Source organism: Motilimonas sp. E26 (assembly GCF_021278025.1).
GTDB lineage: Bacteria > Pseudomonadota > Gammaproteobacteria > Enterobacterales > CBDFNC01 > Motilimonas.
Window position 1 is genome coordinate 32,689 of sequence record NZ_JAIBHJ010000006.1, and the last position, 19,332, is coordinate 52,020.

General features: G+C 43.9%; 21 protein-coding genes and 1 pseudogene. 15 read left to right on the plus strand and 7 right to left on the minus strand.

The window, feature by feature from the left end:
- Nucleotides 1–102 precede the first annotated feature (102 nt).
- The 3 genes from K1M91_RS07050 to K1M91_RS07060 all read right to left on the minus strand — a co-directional run bounded on the left by K1M91_RS07050 (nucleotide 103) and on the right by K1M91_RS07060 (nucleotide 5,391).
- Nucleotides 103–1,812, minus strand: coding sequence for a hypothetical protein (locus K1M91_RS07050; RefSeq protein WP_232800973.1), 1,710 nt, complete (start codon nucleotides 1,810–1,812; stop codon nucleotides 103–105).
- A complete protein-coding gene (locus tag K1M91_RS07055) occupies nucleotides 1,796–3,538 on the minus strand; it encodes a hypothetical protein (RefSeq protein ID WP_232800974.1) in 1,743 nt (580 codons plus the stop codon). Before K1M91_RS07055 ends, K1M91_RS07050 begins: the two co-directional genes overlap by 17 nt.
- Nucleotides 3,539–4,209: 671 nt before the next feature.
- On the minus strand, nucleotides 4,210–5,391 hold the full coding sequence (locus tag K1M91_RS07060; RefSeq protein ID WP_232800977.1) for a transcriptional regulator: 1,182 nt from the start codon (nucleotides 5,389–5,391) through the stop codon (nucleotides 4,210–4,212).
- 85 nt (nucleotides 5,392–5,476) lie between these two features.
- On the opposite strand from K1M91_RS07060, the gene K1M91_RS07065 reads away from it, so the two are divergent.
- The 3 genes from K1M91_RS07065 to K1M91_RS07075 are packed head-to-tail and all read left to right on the plus strand — an operon-like array spanning nucleotide 5,477 to nucleotide 7,309.
- Nucleotides 5,477–5,716, plus strand: coding sequence for an AlpA family phage regulatory protein (locus K1M91_RS07065; RefSeq protein WP_232800978.1), 240 nt, complete (start codon nucleotides 5,477–5,479; stop codon nucleotides 5,714–5,716).
- A gap of 2 nt (nucleotides 5,717–5,718) precedes the next feature.
- Nucleotides 5,719–6,567 carry a helicase RepA family protein gene (locus K1M91_RS07070; RefSeq protein ID WP_232800979.1) on the plus strand — a complete coding sequence of 283 codons (849 nt, stop codon included), beginning with the start codon at nucleotides 5,719–5,721 and terminating at the stop codon, nucleotides 6,565–6,567.
- Nucleotides 6,557–7,309, plus strand: a complete 753-nt coding sequence (locus tag K1M91_RS07075) for an ABC transporter ATPase (protein WP_232800980.1) — start codon at nucleotides 6,557–6,559, stop codon at nucleotides 7,307–7,309. Before K1M91_RS07070 ends, K1M91_RS07075 begins: the two co-directional genes overlap by 11 nt.
- A gap of 242 nt (nucleotides 7,310–7,551) precedes the next feature.
- Here K1M91_RS07075 and K1M91_RS07080 read toward each other — a convergent pair whose 3' ends face one another.
- Nucleotides 7,552–7,911 (minus strand): TraK family protein, encoded by a 360-nt coding sequence (locus tag K1M91_RS07080; protein ID WP_232800981.1) that lies wholly within the window; start codon nucleotides 7,909–7,911, stop codon nucleotides 7,552–7,554.
- Between the two features lie 668 nt (nucleotides 7,912–8,579).
- Between K1M91_RS07080 and K1M91_RS07085 the strand changes: the two genes are divergently transcribed.
- On the plus strand, nucleotides 8,580–9,005 hold the full coding sequence (locus K1M91_RS07085; RefSeq protein ID WP_232800983.1) for a hypothetical protein: 426 nt from the start codon (nucleotides 8,580–8,582) through the stop codon (nucleotides 9,003–9,005).
- A gap of 114 nt (nucleotides 9,006–9,119) precedes the next feature.
- Nucleotides 9,120–9,491, plus strand: coding sequence for a hypothetical protein (locus K1M91_RS07090; protein WP_232800985.1), 372 nt, complete (start codon nucleotides 9,120–9,122; stop codon nucleotides 9,489–9,491).
- A gap of 112 nt (nucleotides 9,492–9,603) precedes the next feature.
- On the opposite strand, the gene K1M91_RS07095 is transcribed toward K1M91_RS07090, so the two are convergent.
- Complete coding sequence (locus K1M91_RS07095) at nucleotides 9,604–9,906, minus strand: antitoxin of toxin-antitoxin stability system (protein ID WP_232800987.1); 303 nt, start codon at nucleotides 9,904–9,906, stop codon at nucleotides 9,604–9,606.
- A 234-nt stretch (nucleotides 9,907–10,140) separates the two neighbouring features.
- Between K1M91_RS07095 and K1M91_RS07100 the strand changes: the two genes are divergently transcribed.
- The 7 genes and pseudogenes from K1M91_RS07100 to K1M91_RS07130 all read left to right on the plus strand — a co-directional run bounded on the left by K1M91_RS07100 (nucleotide 10,141) and on the right by K1M91_RS07130 (nucleotide 15,354).
- Nucleotides 10,141–10,434 carry a type II toxin-antitoxin system RelE/ParE family toxin gene (locus K1M91_RS07100; protein WP_232800988.1) on the plus strand — a complete coding sequence of 98 codons (294 nt, stop codon included), beginning with the start codon at nucleotides 10,141–10,143 and terminating at the stop codon, nucleotides 10,432–10,434.
- Between the two features lie 12 nt (nucleotides 10,435–10,446).
- Nucleotides 10,447–10,773 (plus strand): HigA family addiction module antitoxin, encoded by a 327-nt coding sequence (locus tag K1M91_RS07105; protein WP_232800990.1) that lies wholly within the window; start codon nucleotides 10,447–10,449, stop codon nucleotides 10,771–10,773.
- A gap of 277 nt (nucleotides 10,774–11,050) precedes the next feature.
- Nucleotides 11,051–11,548: pseudogene (locus K1M91_RS07110) on the plus strand (integrase arm-type DNA-binding domain-containing protein); the annotation flags it as partial.
- A gap of 202 nt (nucleotides 11,549–11,750) precedes the next feature.
- A complete protein-coding gene (locus K1M91_RS07115) occupies nucleotides 11,751–12,143 on the plus strand; it encodes a GrpB family protein (protein WP_232800992.1) in 393 nt (130 codons plus the stop codon).
- A gap of 59 nt (nucleotides 12,144–12,202) precedes the next feature.
- Nucleotides 12,203–12,586 (plus strand): GNAT family N-acetyltransferase, encoded by a 384-nt coding sequence (locus K1M91_RS07120; RefSeq protein ID WP_232800994.1) that lies wholly within the window; start codon nucleotides 12,203–12,205, stop codon nucleotides 12,584–12,586.
- A gap of 158 nt (nucleotides 12,587–12,744) precedes the next feature.
- Nucleotides 12,745–12,984, plus strand: coding sequence for a hypothetical protein (locus K1M91_RS07125; RefSeq protein ID WP_232800996.1), 240 nt, complete (start codon nucleotides 12,745–12,747; stop codon nucleotides 12,982–12,984).
- A 21-nt stretch (nucleotides 12,985–13,005) separates the two neighbouring features.
- A complete protein-coding gene (locus K1M91_RS07130) occupies nucleotides 13,006–15,354 on the plus strand; it encodes a DNA polymerase II (protein WP_232800998.1) in 2,349 nt (782 codons plus the stop codon).
- A gap of 8 nt (nucleotides 15,355–15,362) precedes the next feature.
- Here K1M91_RS07130 and K1M91_RS07135 read toward each other — a convergent pair whose 3' ends face one another.
- Both K1M91_RS07135 and yciH read right to left on the minus strand, forming a co-directional pair.
- Nucleotides 15,363–15,920 carry a TMEM165/GDT1 family protein gene (locus K1M91_RS07135; RefSeq protein WP_232801000.1) on the minus strand — a complete coding sequence of 186 codons (558 nt, stop codon included), beginning with the start codon at nucleotides 15,918–15,920 and terminating at the stop codon, nucleotides 15,363–15,365.
- A gap of 73 nt (nucleotides 15,921–15,993) precedes the next feature.
- Nucleotides 15,994–16,317, minus strand: a complete 324-nt coding sequence (gene yciH / locus K1M91_RS07140; protein ID WP_232801002.1) for a stress response translation initiation inhibitor YciH — start codon at nucleotides 16,315–16,317, stop codon at nucleotides 15,994–15,996.
- Between the two features lie 212 nt (nucleotides 16,318–16,529).
- On the opposite strand from yciH, the gene K1M91_RS07145 reads away from it, so the two are divergent.
- From K1M91_RS07145 to K1M91_RS07155, 3 genes are read left to right on the plus strand one after another with little or no spacing between them, the layout of a single operon-like run.
- Nucleotides 16,530–16,757 (plus strand): ferrous iron transport protein A, encoded by a 228-nt coding sequence (locus tag K1M91_RS07145; RefSeq protein ID WP_232801004.1) that lies wholly within the window; start codon nucleotides 16,530–16,532, stop codon nucleotides 16,755–16,757.
- Nucleotides 16,757–19,060, plus strand: coding sequence for a Fe(2+) transporter permease subunit FeoB (gene feoB, locus K1M91_RS07150; protein WP_232801006.1), 2,304 nt, complete (start codon nucleotides 16,757–16,759; stop codon nucleotides 19,058–19,060). Before K1M91_RS07145 ends, feoB begins: the two co-directional genes overlap by 1 nt.
- The gene (locus K1M91_RS07155) at nucleotides 19,041–19,286 is read left to right on the plus strand and encodes a FeoC-like transcriptional regulator (RefSeq protein ID WP_232801008.1); all 246 of its coding nucleotides are present in this window, start codon (nucleotides 19,041–19,043) and stop codon (nucleotides 19,284–19,286) included. The genes feoB and K1M91_RS07155 overlap by 20 nt, the downstream gene beginning before the upstream one ends.
- Nucleotides 19,287–19,332 lie beyond the last annotated feature (46 nt).

Consider the following 19,332-nt stretch of genomic DNA (forward strand, 5'->3'; position numbering starts at 1 on the left):
ATGTTGTACCAAACGCAGATTAGTAGATAAGCTATTTATAGTCTCGCATATTTCTACTAATCATTGCACTTCGGTTACAAGAAAGCCTTAAAATTCATTTTTTTATAGTTGCTCAGATGCTGTAATCCAGTCCTCAAGATAATGAAGAGGTACTGGGTATCGGTAGCTTCGACAAGCCGTCAGTATCAAAGGCGCCTTACCTGTCGTAACAGCTGACATATTCCTGAATGAATCAGCATTGCCACATTCTTGTTTTATGTGCTCTAGAGTTGCGCTTCTATCCATTGGAAAGTCGGTTGATGCAGAACCATGCGTCTCTGAGTTAGAGTACATATATTGTTCACTGCTTTGGTTTGGATACCAGTATTGTAACGTGCTATGTGCTAGTTTATCAGTGGCAAACCTTTCCAAATCTTGGCTTACTGAATCTAGTTTATAAAGAGAGCAAAATACCGCTAATAGCGGGTATAAGATACTCGCTTCTGTAACTTTATTTTTGTAGTTACTATTGGCTTTATCTTTATTTCTATGATCAAGCAACTTCTCATAAGAATTATGAACAATTGGATACATGCCATTACTCTCGAAAGAGAAAATGCAAATATTGACCATTTCCGTTAGCCAGCTCTGCACAAACTCATCAAGCTCTGAGTTATTTGAAAGCAAGGTTAAAGTTAAACCAAGATCAATTGCTTGTGAGTCTTTGTATGGAGACAATAATATTGGATTGTTCACAACCAAGAGGTTAATTGACTTTGTAATATCTCTGAGGCGTAAGCGGATTTTTTCCTGCTCTTCACTTTCTTCGTCTGCGGGTGGACTATCGGTACAACTTTTTGAGAGTAAGTCCAAAATCCAATGGCCTTTGACCGCCAAACGTCCCAGAACATCGAATAATTTGAGGTTTACATCAATAGAGCATGGCGAAAGGACAGCATGAGAAAGTGCATATTTATATTTAACATACGGTATTAGGCATTGGTCTACATAACAATCAGTAATTTGTTGATAAGTATCTAAAATGCGGTCGAATGATTTTGAAGGCTTGTTCCTTCCTGTGTAATGGACTTTGACTTTGTCCCAAGCTAGCAGTAATGCACGCTCCGAAGAAAGATATGCTGCTTCCAAATTTCCACCGTCTCGACACCATGAAAATAGTACCCACAAACAAACGTTAATCCGGGTTATGGACGATGCAGCAGAATCTGCATCGGTAACATTTGATAAAATTTCGTCAATCAAAAACGAAAAGTGTTTGCTTGAACTCTCGGGCTCTTCAAGTAAGGCTAAGGATTTTCTTAACAAGGCCTGACTGGAGCTGGGCAGTAGCTCCTCCTTCAATAAGTATTGCTGAATAAACTCAGCAAGTTTATCCCCATTCCACTCTTCAAAAGAAATATTGCCTCTTGTATTCCGCTGCTCATAGCCTGAGACCTCCTGCCTAATCCCTGAGTTAACATCCCCCCCAAAGCATAAGCAGATGACTATTTTTTTATCCCCATGTTCAGGCGGTAGGCGACTAAGGATAAATGAGTCTTGAATCTCATCTAATGAGGGTCTCAGAGCTTGGTCTGCACTACCATTCCAAGTCTCACGAGTAAGGTTTCCAGACTTAACAGAGAACAAATAAACTTTTTCTTCCTGACCATTTACTTGCCCAACAGCCGCTATATCAACACCGTATTCTTTAACCCCACGAGTAGGTGAAATGAACACATTCATCCCCATACTGCTTAATAGATCAGGTAATACCGCATCCAACTCCTGACGCTCTCTCAACGAGGCTAAATACTGCTTAAGAATTAGCTTCATTTTTCATTCTCTCACAACGGTAAACTCGTAAAATGTAATCTAGTGACTCTGGATCTAAGACATTTAACCTTGGCATTTCAGTCGAATGGGAAAAAGAATGCATTTGCATCTCTTGTCGTATGTGCTCTCCATCTCCCCTATGTACGTAGTAAATTGAGCTATTGCCATACAATAGTGTCTGCTTGGTTGTTATTAGGTCAAAAAGCGCTCCTCTTGAGTTATCTTCGTAAGCAGCCTGCATATCTTTGTTAAATTTTTTCCAATAAGCGCTTACATTTTCTCTGGGAGCCATCAACTCTTTAAGTTCCGAGACTTTACCAATATCAGAATGATAAGCTTGAAGCTTAGCAAGCAACCGCTTACATGGGGGAGCTTGAAAGCCTTTATCAATGCACGATTGGAAGAATCGCTTTAGTTCCCCTGGATAACTTAAAAGCAAGGGTTCATACAAAACCTGTTCAAGCTCTTTACGAGTAGTTTCCGAAGCTGTTTCGTAAATCGATAGAATGAAGCTTGCCGCTGTAACAGGCTGCATAAACAGCCAGCCGACCGCTTTGTGGCTAACAAACACTTGTGTTGCTTCATCACCTAGCAATCCCATCTCCGCCTCTAGCTCGACATCTCTGACCGTAACGTCATAAAGTAAATCTGAAACACCATGATAAAGTGAGGAATTACCAGACAAAAACCACTTTGTGACAATATGATTAAGTAGCTCGCGATGCTTGCTCAGTAGTTCTCTAGAAAAGTAATCCAGTTGGGGGAACTTCACACCCACAGTCAAAATCGATTCCAATAACCTCAAGGCAAGGGAGGAGGCCCCCTTCTCGACTAGATTGACCAATAAGTAATCAATATTGTCTATGATGTCTTTGTGCTCAGGAGAGATATTGGCGAACTGCTTTAGAAGAATATTTAGAACACTATCCGGCAAATCAACTCTTTGAAAGGCGACAATATCTGATATTTCATAGATAACCTTTGGAGTTGGTGTCTCAACAAATGTAGGTAGAAATTCCGCAATCTGCGACCAGTAGGATGGATACGTATTCCCAAAGTGAAGTGATGCCCGTAGTATTGAAGTGCGACAACTATCTTCTCGTTCGCTACTGGCACTACCGCGAAGTAATTCCCAAATGAGATTGGCCTGAGTTTTACCCACATCAAGCTTCCCCAAGCTAAAATAGGCTTGGTTTCTTACCATCTCATTTTTGTTACTGAGCAGTTTTTGGGTCGTTTGTATAGCATCGGTCATATGGTCTGAGTCGTATGCGAGAATTGAGCTGGAGAGAAAATTAGCATATGCACCAAGCTCATTTTGTTTCAGAATGAATAAGATGCTATTTCTGGAGCGCTCTGCTTCAACACTACAGAAATGCTCAAATGCTCGATAGAGTCCACCGATGGCTGAATTTCTACCAGCTTGTTTACTAAGGTGAACTAGGCAGTCTAGAACATCTTCAACATTTGCATTTAGTGAAGGTAGCACGTTCTCAAAAGCATGTAGAACTGTAAATAAATCGTGCTCGCGGGAGCTTTTATCAATTCCTCTAATTATCTTGATAAGGTCAATTTTTCCAGCGTTATGAAGCTCAGATAGTGAATCATTTAATACCTTCTCTTCCGATCTTATTTCCTCTACATACAACTTATTAACCTGAGCAAGAAATTCCTCAGCCCTTTTACTAGCAGCTAGTATCCTAGTTTTTGTTTCTTTTAATGACACTCTACCCCCTGATTCGGCAGCCCATGTTCCCCCGAAACACTTTGCTTGATAAGGGAAACTAGGTCAAATAAAAGGTATTTGAATTGAAGGTTGGAGAGTATTTAAAGAGTATTAGAGAGAGCACAAGCTATCCTGAGCAACAGGAAAATTTTTGCTTGTCTCTTCGTCCAAACGAAGCGCTTTACTTACCGCAGCTAAGGATCGCGAAACGCCTTGGTGAGTGGAGTTTTTGCCAAATATCACCGTTAGTTTTTCGGCTATTTCTCGCTGGGTTAGCCCTCGTTTACGCAGCACTAGCATTCTTTTTGTAGTCTGTTGGCGGGGGTCAACCATGTCACGGGCTGGTGTGGCTAGTTCACTAACAAAACTGCCATGAGTGGCTCAAAAATTTTAGCCGCTAAAATTTTTTGCTCTTCCTAACATCCAACCGAAACGCTTTGCTTACCGCTGCTAAGGATCGCGAAACGCCTTGGTGAGTGTAGTTTTTGCCAAAAATCATCGTTAGTTTTTCGGCTATTTCTCGCTGGGTTAGCCCTCGTTTACAAAGCACTAGCATTTTTTGGTCGTCTGTTAGGCGTTGGCCAAGCATGTTGCTGGCTAGGTTGGCTAGTTCACTAACAAAACTGTCTTTCGCGACTCAAAAATTTTAGCGGCTAAAATTTTAGCTCGCCCTAGTCGTCCAACCGAAACGCTTTACTTACCGCAGCCAAGGATCGCGAAACGCCTTGGTGAGTGTAGTTTTTGCTAAATATCACCGTTAGTTTCTCGGCTATTTCTCGCTGAGTTAGCCCTCGTTTACGCAGCACTAGCATTTTTTTTTTGTCGTCTGTTAGGCGTTGGTCAACCATGTCTCGGGCTAGGTTGCGTAGCTCACGAATGTTAGTTGGCCCTAGCGCCGTGTCTGCATCAGTCATTTCATCAATGATGGCGTCAATACGTTCACTGGTTGCGTTATCTGCAATAATCGGATTGGCAAAGAGCTGTCGGAGGTAGTTAAAACATGCGGTTGCTTTTTCTGGCGGGATAGCTTTGTTCTTCAGGTAGTAATAGAAGTATTCATCGATGAGCACATCACCAGAGCGTGCATTGTATTTGTCGGGGTGTGCTATTTGTCGGCGCAACCTAAGTAATTCAATTTCAAATTGCTCGGCTGTGCGTTTGGCTTTTTTGTATTGCGGGTTCCACGTGCCATCATGAAACTTTGCTTTATGTTCGTGGCAGTACTTGTGACTAAGATCAGGCCGCTTTTTTTTATTGCGTAGTGTATCTCGTTGATCATTCGTTAAATCATCTTCAAGATATGGATTTTGTTTCCACTCGGCCATAAATGCCGCAAATTCGGTTTGATTACCACAAAACTTACAATGCTTGATTGGCCTTTGGGTGTTGATGGCGGCATCTGGTGTTAAGCGGGGTCTATGTGGCCTTTTATCTTCGCAATAGCCGAAAAAGGTAATCAGCGCCTCTTGTGTGGCAATAAAACATTGTTTCTCTTGCTCGGTATAGTGATGCAGCTCCATGAACCAGCAAAGCCAATTTTTTATTGAGTCAACGGTTTCGCGAAATCCGACTGATTTAACAAGATCACTGTAGTTTACGCTGGGTGGGCGAACTGGCATGTAATTTATGTAGCCTTCAGGGTGTTTGGCCAAAAAATTAACAATGGCGGGGTCAATAGTCTCTTTAATCAGTCTGATTAAGTTGTTTGATTTTGATGCTAATGAATAGGTTCGCCATCTTTCTCTAAACGCAGCTATTGCATCCGCTACAGTAGTATCACAATCGGGCCATATCGGTATGTAAAAATCACCCAATCGCTCTTCTACTTGTTCCTCTGTCTCAATGTTTTTCATATTCTCGAATTTTGTCCAACTACTAAGACTAATGTACAGGCAATTGCTGGCATTATCAAGCATATACCTATGATGAGGAGGCGCTATGAAATCAGTCATTTCAAGCAAAACATTGATTAACAGAAGAACATTGCTCGCTATGATCCCTTTGTCTGATCGAACCATCTACAACCTAGAGCTGCGCGGTGAGTTTCCTCGCCGTATTGTGCTGACCTGCCGAAATGTGGCTTGGGATTTAGCCGAAGTAGAGCAGTGGATTGAAAAGCGAAAATCAGCCTCAATCCAAGCGATCCGCCCAGGCAATATGATTTCTGGGAAGTGGTAATTATGGCCCTTGATTTGTTGATGGCGTTTCAGCAACGGCCGCCTGAGATTGATTATGTGTTGCCAAATATGGTGGCGGGTACGGTGGGGGCAATTGTGTCGCCAGGTGGCGCGGGTAAGTCTATGTTTGCATTGCAACTTGCTGCGCAAATTGCCGGAGGGCCAGATCTGCTTGGTTTGGGGGAGCTAACCAAGGGGCCTACGGTTTTTCTGCCCGCTGAAGACCCGCCCGTTGCCATTTATCATCGCTTGCATGCGCTTGGTGCCATGCTTACTCGCGATCAACATCATAGGGTTGCCGCAGGGTTATTGATTGAGCCTTTGATTGGTCGGTGCCCAGATATTATGTCGATGGCTTGGTTTGATGGCATTAAGCAAGTTGCTGAGGGTAAGCGCTTGATGTTCTTAGATACATTACGGCGTTTTCATATTGAAGACGAAAATGCCAGCGGCCCGATGGCGCAAGTGATTGGCCGGATGGAAACCATAGCAGCGGAGACGGGCTGCTCGATTGTATTTTTGCATCACTCGAATAAAGGGGCCGTGTCGATGGGGGCTGGCGATCAGCAGCAAGCGAGTCGGGGGAGCAGTGTGTTGGTGGATAACATTCGTTGGCAAGCTTACTTATCGAGTATGACCTTAGCTGAATCTGAGCAATGGGGCGTCTGTGAGGCTCGTAGAGGCTTTTTCGTGCGCTTTGGTATAAGCAAGGCTAACTATGGTGCCCCGTTCCCTGAGCGTTGGCTGAGGCGTCATGAGGGCGGGGTGTTAAAACCTGCCGTACTAGAACGAAAGATACAAAAACCACCCGTTAAGCTAAAAGCTGCGGCTTGGGGGGACGATGACTGGTAATAAAGTGGCACCAACCAGCACGGCATTACAAGCGCGCTTAAGGCTTTATCAACCTACGCAGCGGCCTTGTGAGCGCCAAGGTCATTGGATGGAAACCAGCTTTGGTCGCTGCAAAGTAACGGGCAGGCTTGGCCAGCGCCATGCCGATGTGATTGAGGGGATGCTTTACGTTGCAGAAAAAAAGCGTGATGTATCCGATGGCGGGGTTGAGCTTTTGGTTGATCCAGCTAAATTGCGCCGAGTACTTTCTGATAACCAATACAGCATGGCACAGCTTGAGAAGCTGTTAACCGAACTAAGGGCTGCAACCATTAGCATCGAAGTCGCCCAGTTTGATTTTCCAATCATCGGGGGCTTGATTGATCATGTTATTCCATCGCCTATGACGCGCTATGACCCTTTGAAGCAGGGTGAGCGCAATCTGTGGCGGGTGAGGCTAGGAAAAGCTCTTGTAATGCTGCTGGAGCACGATTTTTCGTTACATTACCCGCCCACCGCAATTGCTCGTCTGAATTACGGCATCAGTCAGGCGGTGGCTCGCCATGTGTTAAGCCATAAGAATGCGCCATTGGGAGGCTGGTATTTAGATACGCTGATTGTTGCCGTCTGTGGCGAGGGATTAAGTAGCCAAACTTTGCGAGATAGACGAAGACGGCTAAAAAAAGATGCGAGTGGATTGCAGATACTTGGTATCGAAATAACCCCTGATAATAAAGTAAAGCGTGGCACACCCGCCCGATAGCGTGGCACACCCGCCCGATGGCGTGGCACACCCGCCCGGTAGCGTGGCACACCCGCCCGATATTTTGCCCTTTTAGCAGGATATTCAGGATCTATCAGGATCTTCAGGCGGCGTTACCGCCTGCTTTATACTTTGAGGTATAAAGCTTTTGGTTTTGTATTGGCCTGCGGCCAATGGTTTAACGCCATGATTTAGGATGCGCGTTACATTGGCTCTATTCGCATCATCATTGGCCCGAGATTTCAAAACAGATCATCGCTGTTTGGGTTTGGATTGAAGCTAAAGTTTTTTGGTTTTCCGGTGGCTAAAGCCTTGTTATCACTTGAAGCATCTGACTTGTTCTGGCGTGTTGCTTTAGTGGCTTTATCTTGGTGTTTTATATGATCGTTCACATATTTGCAGAAGGTTTGATAGGTGCATTGGATGAGATCCGTTGCCGTTAAATGGCTATGTATGTCTTTGCAGGAGAAGCCATTGTCGAGTGCATTGGCAATATCGTCCTTGAGGGTTAAGAAAATCCTTTTATGATCACCTTTTTGATGACCGGTATCTTTACGTTTTTGTTCAAGCCATTCATTTAGCCGCTCAGTAAACTTAGACATGCTTTTCACCTTACTTTTGTTTATCGATACGAGACTTTTACTGATTTCAGCAATGCTCTTACGCAGTTATGTTATTGCTGTGTCATAACTTAGGTTACTTTTGCAGTATTTTAGTTTATTTCTTTAAAATCAATATGGTGAGATATCGATTTACGCTTTAATTACGCGAGAATTACGCTTGATGTATGGTGAAAATACGGTTGGATTCTACGCCAAATGGCTGGCAGGATAGGTGAAGTAGGCCCACAAATAAATTTGTTGTACCTCTTCACATTTTTGCTTATTCGCACCAAGGTGCTCAACGAAATCCTGCTCTGCGAGGCTAAATATCGCTACCGCGATCCTCAACCACTATGCCACTGCAACCAATGCTAAATGGTACATGAAGGGGGGTATGTACAGCCGAATAGGGGAGGGGGGAGATAGATTTTCTTTATGGCGTTAAAACGCTTTTAGGCTTTTAAACATGCTTTTTGCATAGTATGGACTTCACATTCTAGTGTAAGTTTGCTGTGTAAATGATTGTTTACTTTAGATAAAAATCATGTGAACATGATGGTGTATATAAATCTTTGTTTGAGATGTTTAAAAGCTGTGGCAGGGAGCAGAACTAAATTATGTAGCAAATTTAGTCATTTTGTGTAACTAAAAGCAAGGAGCTAATAACTATGAACTCATCACTAAACGTTCCAACGGACAACCCTTATAAGCTAATGGCAATTGTTGGGGCGATAACTTTTGTATTCGGGATCTATTTTCTTCTAAGTCAAACATACAAATACAATGATGCGATTTTTCAAGCTCTAGAAAAAATATCAATTATCCAGGCACAAGATGAACTACCTGAGAAGGTAAAAAATGATAGAGTGGCAATTGAAAACAGAAAAATTGAAATTGTAACCACCGATAGTAAATATTTCCCCTTTTTGTGTAGTGTGATATCCGCTATTGGGCTCATACTCTGTGGTATAGGTTTTTATCACTGGATATATAATGTTTACCCAGACGAAGAATCGATACGTAAAGAACAACTAAAAAGTTTACGCATAGCTAATCAATCAGCATCAAGAACTAGGTTAACTAGGCGTGCATAATCATAATTAAGCTCAATTTCGTGCAAATGACTCCTTTAAAGGCTGCTGTGTTTAGCTTTGTCGTAATGGCCATACCAGATTCATACTGAATTCTAAAGAATGGAAATCTAATTCATGGGAAGAAGACATCGCAGGAGACGCAGCACTAGCATTGCTTCTGTCATTCCAGATATTGTGCATGTTGCGTCGCGATTGCCGTGGTGGGGGGCATTTTTAACCGGAATTATTGCTTACTTCCTGATTGCCATCCTTCTTGGTGGTTACATCGAAGGGCATATTGCTAGTCAAGCCGAATCAAAATTCTACGTTATTATCGAGGCTCGCTTTGGCCGTTTGGTACACGTATGCAATTGGGTTGGTATAGCTGGTTTTCTAGTAGGGGTATTTTTCGCAATCCGTAACTACTTTGTACTCAGTCGCGCTACCAGCAATGAAAAAGGTATTGTTACTTTTCTTTCTAAACTAGTCAGCAGAAGCGTCGATTAGCAACAAGTTCACTTGTTTATGTTGTTCGCCTTGAGTTTAGTTACCTTGTTCACTTTTTAATGCTGTTCATTATTTTTGAACATTATTTTTTATTGAACAGCTGCCATAGTAGCTATTTCTGACGCTCCTTAAACTCTCCCAAAACACTCGCATCAAGCTCTGTTAATGCTTGAGCATTCAGGTGAGAAATGGCTTCTAAGCGAGCGCTCATCGGCCTAAATGATGAAACAGAATCAGCATTCTTGCTTTCTAAAACTTTCATAAGGCCTTCAAAATAAGCGGCGCTCATCATGTAACCAGCTGGCTCATTGTTCGATAAAACCACCACAGGCTCCCCTGATAAGCAATCTTTAAAGTGCTTTCTAGCCTCGCTTGATGACACAGCTTTTTCTGCATAGATTGTACTTGTTTTCATGATACACCTGAGTACTTAATTGTGTACTCAACATTGTATATTGGCATTGCATGCTTTTACAGAATCAAACTGTTTGAAGTGTTTTTGAACAGGTTGATTCATTGAGCAGAGGTTGTCTCCATGTTTTTTGCATCTAGCAAAATTATGAGGCCGAACTTCACCGGCAATTGCATACACTAGCTTGACGCACAACTAGGTTGTGCATAAAATGAAGTAAAAATAGGTAAGATTTCTATGGCAATTGAGTTTAGAGATACTTGGTTAGAAGCTTTTTACGAAGAAGATAAAGGCTACAAAAAGATACCCAGTAACATTGAAAGCGCGCTATTTAGAAAGCTTCAGATCTTGGATGCAGCGACTCAAGAGTCGGATTTAAGAATTCCTCCTGGCAATCGTTTTGAGCACCTACAGGGGAATTTGTCAGGGTGGTGCTCTATCCGTGTAAATAAGCAATATCGACTTATTTTTCGCTGGGAAGATGGTGTTGCTTTGGATGCTTACTTAGATCCGCACGTTTATAAAGGCTAGTGGAGGTAAGATATGAGAAATACAAAACGTCGTCCGGTGACTGTTGGACAAATGCTAACACTAGAGTTTCTTGAGCCGATGAACATTGAAATCAATGAACTAGCCCAAGCGATGGGCGTTCACAGAAATACACTGAGCCGAATTGTGCATGATAAAGGCACGTTAACCGCACCTATGGCAATTAAATTGGCGGCAGCCTTGGGTAACACACCTGAGTTTTGGCTGAATATCCAACATGCGGTAGAAATTTGGGATGTAAGGCACAGAGCTTATGAGCAAGAAGCTAAGAATGTGCGCCGAGTGAAGCCACATTTAGATGATGCAAGCTTAGCGAGTTAACCCTTTACCAAGTTGGAACGAAAAAATGTGTGATTAAGTTAAAAATAATCACCAAATTTTCTAAGCATGGTACAAATCATGGTTTTAGATTTCAGGTGTTATTTAAGTGTCTGAACTAAAAGGTTTTTAAGTGTTAGTTGATAATAGAGTGGGAATAATCCTCCGTTTAGCAAGTACTGGCACTAACAAGCAATAAACTTAAGTCCGCGTAACTGCGGACTTTTTTTGTTTTTAACCTAGGCAAATCTAGCACGGTTTGACAGAGGAATGACCAAGCAACCTCAAATCACATGACAAACTCTATAAGGTAAATGATAGAGATGCCCTGTATGTTGCCGTTATCAAAGCAGGCACCGCTTCATTTCGTTACAACTATTCCATCAGCGGCAGACAAGAAACCATCACCTTTGGTCGCTATCCTACAATCACGCTAGCAGAAGCCAGAGAACGATTAATCGAGGCAAAGAAGTTGATTGCATTGGGCAAGTCACCAGCCAAAGAAAAAGCCCGCAGTAAATCGCGGATAAAGGATACTGAGACGTTTGCAGCCTGGGCTGACAAATGGCTTAGGGATTATCAAATGGCCGACTCAACGCGCGATATGCGCCGCTCTGTGTATGAGCGAGAGCTAAAACCTAAGTTTGGTAATCAAAAGCTGACAGAAATCACCCATGAAGACCTACGGGTACTCACCGATACCATAGTAGAGCGCGGCGCACCGGCCACTGCCGTTCATGCCCGTGATATTGTGTTACAAGTATTTCGCTGGGCCATCAGCTGCCTTGCCCATTTATCGACGGTTGACTTGCCTAACTCTAGTGACTCAGCAACCTCGCGAACTGAGCGCCCTTGTCGACGATTTCTTGGGCAACTTCTAGTCGGAATTCTGGTGAATAAGTTAGTCTTGTACGTTTTGACACATTGATACCTGCTTAGTTACGGTGATCTTATCACCTCTAATCAGGTGGCCAAAATAGTTGTACCACTACACCTCAGTTGCCGGGCTCTATTCGAAAGATGTTCTGGATATTCTAGGGCTAGTGAAGAACTTTGAAACTGCAAAAACACTTATTGGCTGTTATGTTGCCCTTGGTTACGAGTATCGGGGTGAGTATGGGATCGAAAGGCGCCATTATTTTGTAAGGCAAACTCCCTATGTCAGTCACCTGCATATTCATGAGTATGGCGATATCAATGCATTAAACCATTTAAATTTTAAAGAGCAACTAAGTTCTAAACCTGAACTGCTCAGAGAGTTAAATGAACTAAAAATTGGCTTGCATGAAAAGTATCCCGACAACAAAGCAGAGTATCAAAAGGAAAAGAAAGTTTTCTATGATCGAGTTCATTCTAAGAGGTCTGAACTCTAACAATAACAGGCAATGGACGCGGAAAAGACCGTGCCCTTGCTGTAAGCGTTAGGTGCTTGATGAAAAAGGTAAGTATGGAAATTACTTATCGTGAACGAGTCTTTGACCGGTTAACCACATCAGGATGGTTCTATATCCATATATTTGTGGATGGTCAGTTTGCAGGGCAGTTAGAGTTTCGTAGCTTTTCACCCGAGCCGGAGACTGGCTATGTGCATCTCATTTACTTAAAGCCGAATTTTCGTGGATCAGGACTCGCCCCAAAAGTGCAGGATTATATTGTAAGTATTTTGAGTAAAGCGGGTTGTTTGCGTGCTGTACTTTCGGTAAGCCGAACTAACCATCGAGCTCTCACATTCTACAAGCGCCATGGTTGGGAGTTCGTGCGTAAGAATCCCAAGCACGATGAAACGGACTTTTACCAACTTTGGCTACGCACCTAATCGGGTAGCCGGAGGTCTCTAACCTCCAGCCCCCAAACCACCCACAATGCTCTCTCGATTGAGAAGATGTGAAATGGGCGGCTCATCTTCCGTAATGAATAGTAATTCAAATGTCCTTTAGTTATGCCAGACCTAGAGCAGCAAGGAAATCATTGCTAATGCCAATATTGATTCCTTTGGTTTTCGAGCTTCTAGCAAGGCCTTTTGCTGGTGATACCACAGGCAACGGCGAGACGTTCACTGACACCCTGCTTGATTGTTTGGCTGATGCCTATAAAGGGCTATTTCTGGTCACCCCAAACTCATTTTGGGGCAAAAGTGTGTTAGGAGCTTGGCAATACACTGCTTGGCATCTCTGTTGCTCAGGGTATGATTATTTGGCGATTGAGGTAAACTGATGGGCCAGCATAGGAGAAACAATGCAGGCTATCGAGTCAGGCTTTTTACTAACGCGCCACAGCCACAATACTCCACAAGGGGTTAAACATGAATTTTGGCTTAAGGGGCAAACGGGTGTATATCGCCTTTTTAGCTCACCTGAGCCCGTGGTGTTTTTTGTTGCCTCTGAGTACCGTACTGCCATTGCAACATTACTCGCAGATTTTCAGTACCAAACAAAGTCACTCGACTTATGCACTTTTAGCCATCAAACCACGTTAGGTTTGTACTTCAGCTCTAGTTATCAGGCCACTCAGGCATCACGTTTATTACAAGCCGCGCAGATAGAAACCTTTGAAGCCGATATTAAGCCTTATGATCGATATTTGATGGAGCGATTTGTTCACGCTGAAATTTGTTTCACCGGTAAATTTGTGCAAAAAGCCGGCTACATTGAGGTGCATAACACCAAGATTAAACCCGCCCCAGTGGCGTGCTCCCTTAACACCGTTTCATTGGACATAGAGTGCTCTGAACAAGGCCATTTGTACTCTATCGGCCTTTATGCCGATTGGGGGCAGTGGGTTTATATGATCGGCGAGGAACAGGCCGATGACTTAGGTTATATCATTTGGTGTCGTAATGAGGCTGAGTTACTGCAGCACTTTATGCAGTGGTTAACGCGTTACGACCCTGACATTATTATCGGCTGGGCGGTGATCGGTTTTGATATGCGACTGCTAGTGCAACGCGCGCAGGCACTTGGCATAGAGCCCAGATATGGAAGGGCGAACACCTTGGCCAAGTGGCGCGATAGTCAGCAGGGCGGGGGATTTTTAGATTTATTTGGCCGAGTTGTGATTGATGGTATTGAAGCCCTCAAGGCGGCCACTTATCAGTTTGATAGTTTCTCCCTTGAGTTTGTTGCGCAAAGTTTACTCGGCGAAGGTAAGAGTATTAACCAAAGCGTAGACAAAATGGCCGAGATAAATTATCAGTTTAATCATGACAAGCTGGCCCTAGCAAAATACAACTTGCAAGACTGTCGCCTCGTTTGGCAAATATTCCAACACACCCAGTTACTTGCCTTTTTACAGCAACGTAGCCGTTTAACCGGTCTTGAACTTGGTCGCAGTGGTGGGTCGGTCGCGGCGTTTACCCATTTATATTTACCTCGGGTGCACCGCGCTGGCTATGTTGCGCCCAACCTTCCGCCCGATGGTGGCCTTGCTAGCCCTGGAGGCTATGTGATGGAAAGCCAGCCGGGTTTGTATAAGCACGTTTTGGTGCTGGATTATAAAAGCCTTTATCCGTCGATTATCCGAACCTTTAAAATCGATCCTGTCGGAATGATAGAAGGGTTAAAACAGCCAGAGCAAGCCATTGAAGGGTTTTTAGGCGCTTACTTTTCCCGTCACACTCATTTTCTACCGGATATTATTAACGAGCTTTGGCAAGCGCGAGATGAAGCGAAACAGCAAAAAAATGCGGCAGCCTCACAAGCCATTAAAATCATTATGAATTCTTTTTATGGTGTGTTGGGCTCTGGGGGATGCCGTTTTTATGATACGCGCTTAGCAAGCTCAATCACCTTGCGTGGCCATCAAATCATGAAGCAAACGCGCAGCTGGATTGAAGCCAAAGGGTATCAAGTGATTTATGGCGATACCGACTCAACGTTTGTATTATTGAACGAGCCTCTTGAAAGTAGCCAAGATCCTGATGCCATTGGGCGTGACTTAGCCGAGCATATTAATCAGTGTTGGCAAGAAAAGTTACAGCAAGAAATGAATTTGTCTTGTCACTTAGAAATGGAATTTGAGACCCACTATCAGCAATTTTTTATGCCCACTATTCGAGGAACAGAAAAAGGCAGCAAAAAGCGTTACGCGGGATTAACAGGCACCGGCGCCGAGCAAAAATTGGTATTTAAAGGGCTCGAAACCGTGCGCTCCGATTGGACCGAGCTGGCGCGCATTTTTCAGACGCGGTTATACCAAATGATTTTTTCAGAGCAAGATCCCAGCGCATTTATTCGTGATTTTGTGGTGCAAACTCGCAGCGGCCAAAAGGATGATTTATTGGTATATAAAAAACGCTTAGGCCAGCCATTAAATAGCTATGTGAAAAACATACCGCCCCATGCTCGGGCGGCGATGTTAGCGGATGCTGAAAACCAGCGACGAGGTTTGCCTTTACGCTACCAAAATAAAGGCGTTATCCGTTACCTGAATACTTTAGCGGGGCCACAGCCCCTTGAATACATTAGCAGTGCGATTGACTATGACCACTATGTTGAAAAACAACTGCAGCCCATTGCCGACGCCATTTTACCTGCCATTGGCCTTAATTTTTCAGCTATAGCAGAGGATCAGCTCGGCCTGTTTTAACGCCCATTTTAAGCCCAAATCAGAGTTGAAATACCCATGATGGCAAACAGCGCACAGGTTATGCCACGGATCCAATTGAGTGGTAATTTATCCGCGCTGAATTGGCCAGCAAAAACCACAGGTACGTTCGCAATTAACATGCCCAGCGTGGTACCCATAATGACCATAAACAGCTGATCATATTTAGCCGCGAGTAGCACCGTTGCCACCTGCGTTTTATCGCCAATCTCGGCAATAAAAAACAGCACTAAGCTCGCCACAAAAGGGCCATATTGATAAAGCTTGTTATCTTCATCATCGGCTTTGTCGGGCACTAATATCCAGATAGCCACGGCAATAAATGACAAGCCGACCACCCAAGTAAGCACTTGTGGTGAGATTAAACTGGCAACCCAATCACCCATCCAAGCGGCTGCCGCGTGGTTGGCGATAGTGGCGATAAAAATGCCCAAAATAATAGGCAACGGTTTTTTAAATCGGGTGGCTAATAGAAAAGCTAATAATTGGGTTTTGTCGCCGATTTCAGCGATGGCTACCGCGAGGGTTGAAGTGAGTAAAGCTTCCACAAAAAATACCTATACAGCTAATCGGCTTACCTTAATGGGTGCAAACCGAATTAGGAAATGAATAATATTGTAATTAGCCGCCAGCCAATTTTACGGTAAACCCTTTTTGTTCTAAAAATGCCTTGGCCAACTCACGTTGGTCTCCTTGCATTTCTATCACATGGTCTTTTACCGTACCGCCGCTGCCACTGCGTTTTTTTAAGGCTTTAGCTAGCTCTTTAAGCTCTTTTTCCGCTAACCCTAAGCCGCTAATACAGGTTGCGCCTTTGCCTTTGCGGCCCTTGGTTTCACGGCGGATCCGCACTATACCATCGGTTTCAGGGATGACTTCGGCTTTTTTAGTGTCATCAATTCGGCCTGTTTCTGTTGAATAGACCAAGCGGCTATTGTCACTCATGTTGTCTTCCTATCATTTTTTGCGCTATTTTACCCATCTTGAGTGCAAAGGTGAATGCCTGTAAGGGTTGAGTCGTCGCTTATTTTTAGGCACTTACTTATCGTTCCTTCTGTCAGTGGCGACAAAAAAGTTGATCTACCGCAAACATTTTTATTTCAGTATTTTTAAAATGCATTAAAATAAAAACAATTCGCATTACTAAAGGTGTTTAGATGAAGTTATCAGAATTAGTAGTTGGCCAACAAGCTAAAATTATTGGTTATGAGGGTATCAGCGTCGGGCACCGTAAAAAACTATTAGCGATGGGATTATTGCCGCAAACGCGGATCCATTTTGTGCGTGTCGCACCTTTTGGCGATCCCCTGCAAATTAAAACTTCAAGTATCAGCTTAGCGCTACGCAAAACGTTAGCAGAAAAAATTACGGTTGAGGTTATTTAATGAGTGCAGCTAAACACCTTATCACCGTAGGTAATCCTAATTGCGGTAAAACGACCCTATTCAACGGTTTAACGGGCGCTCGCCAACAAGTGGGTAACTGGAGCGGTGTAACCGTTGATAAGAAAACAGGGCAGTTTGAAGTAGGCCAGCAGTCTTTTAGTGTGACTGATTTACCCGGTATTTATAGTTTTGATAACGCGGGAGATAGTTACTCACTTGATGAACAAATTGCATTTGATTTTATTCTTAGTCAGCAACCCGATTTGATCATTAATGTATTGGATGCTACCGCGATAGAGCGCAGTTTGTATTTAACATTGCAGCTCAAAGAGCTTGGTTTTCCGATGCTGGTGCTACTCAATAAAATGGACAGCGCCGAGCAGAAAAGCCTGCGTTTTGATTTAGACTTATTTGCGCAAGTTCTAGGCTGCCCTGTGCTAGCGCTTTCTTCGCATCAAGTTGATCAAGTCAGTACCTTTAAGCAGCAGTTACCTGATTTACTTGAGCAACTTAACAATCAGCCGCTCGCTTTAAGTTATGGCGATGATTTTGAAGCCACGCTATCCAGTTTATTGCCTATCGCGGATACCTTAGGGCTTGATTGCCATAGTCGTGGCTTGGCGATGAAACTGATTGAATCTGATGTGCGGTTACAAGGGCAATTATCCACTCAGGATCAACTCGACGTTACGCAGTTAAGGCGCACTTTAGAGCAAAGTCATGATTTGGATTTACACATTGCTGATGCGCGCTATTCGTTTATCTATGAACTCGTGCAGCAAGGCATTAGCACGGCAGGTAAGTTGTCCATTAGCGTATCAGAGAAAATCGATGCTGTGGTGTTACATCGTTGGTTTGGTGTGCCTATTTTCTTGTTAGTGATGTATCTGCTCTTTATGTTCAGCATTAACATAGGTAGCAGTTTTATCGACTTCTTTGATATTAGTTTTGGCGCTGTTTTTGTTGAGGGGGCGGGGTTATTGCTCACTCAGTGGGGGGCTCCGCTTTGGTTAAATGCGATCTTGGCGGATGGTATAGGCTCAGGCATACAAACCGTGGCGACGTTTATTCCGGTTATTGCTTGTCTTTATTTGTTTTTATCTTTGCTTGAAAGCTCGGGTTACTTGGCGCGTGCCGCCTTTGTGGTTGATAAGCTAATGCAAAAACTTGGACTGCCAGGTAAATCGTTTGTGCCGATGATTGTTGGGTTTGGTTGTACGGTGCCAGCAGTCATGGCGGCGCGCACCTTAGATAAAGAGCGAGAGCGACTACTCACTAGTATCATGTCACCTTTTATGTCATGTGGCGCGAGACTGCCGGTATACGCCTTATTTGCGGCGGCTTTTTTTCCTGAAAATGGTCAGAACTTGGTGTTTGTTTTGTACCTTACGGGAATATTAGTGGCAGTATTTACCGGGTTTGTGCTGAGCCGGACATTATTGCCGGGCAACAGTGAAAACATGTTACTTGAGCTGCCTGATTATGAAGTGCCGCGCGCACGCAATATCGCGATTAAAACCTGGCATAAGTTGAAAAGTTTTATTCTCGGGGCCGGTAAAACCATCATTATAGTGGTGGCCGCGCTGAGCTTTTTTAACTCACTCGGGACCGACGGCAGCTTTGGTAACCAAGATAGCGATAAGTCAATTTTGAGTGTGGTGGCGCAGCAAGTGACCCCCATATTTGCCCCGATGGGGCTGACGCAAGATAACTGGCCTGCGACGGTAGGCGTTATTACTGGGGTTTTTGCGAAAGAGGCGCTGGTGGGCACGTTAAATAGTTTATACGCCAGCCAAAATGAGGTCGAGGTAGAAGAGTTTCACTTAGGTCATAAATTAGTTGAAGCGCTAAACACGATTCCTGACAACTTAGCTGGGTTGAGTTTTAGTGATCCCATTGGTGTGAATGTGGGCGACCTTTCTGACGCAGCGTCGGCGGCAGCAGAGCAAGAGGTGGATGTTAGCGTGTTTGCTGATATGCAACAAAGGTTTGACGGTCAAGCGGGGGCATTTGCTTACTTACTGTTTATCCTGCTTTACATTCCATGTGCCGCAGCAATGGGCGCGTTGGTACGTGAAATTGGTCAAAAATGGGCGATATTTACCGCTTGTTGGACCACTGGTATTGCCTATTTAGTGGCGGTATTTGTTTATCAAGCCGCGCGTATCTCAGCGCATCCTGCAAGCTCATTGGCTTGGCTGGGGGGGATTGTGATTAGTTTAGCGAGCGTGATAGCGGTGATGAAATTTAAAGGCGACCTATTAAAGCCTAAGGTGGTGATGGGTGATACTGCAAAGGCTTAAGCAAGAGATACAACAAGCAGGGCGGATCAGTCAGCAGCAGTTATGCCGCCGTTATCGCGTTTCGCCGCAAGGTTTAGATGCCATGCTTGCGCTGCTCATCAAACGGGGCAATGTGCATAAATCCATGTCGGAAAAAGCAGCCAGTGCCTGTGGCTGCGGCAAAGAAAATGAAATTTGGTACAGCTGGCATGATATAGCGCAAATCCCCACAATTGAAATTAGCTAACATTAACTCGCCTCTATTGCAGGGGCGTGATTAGCTTATTTTACTG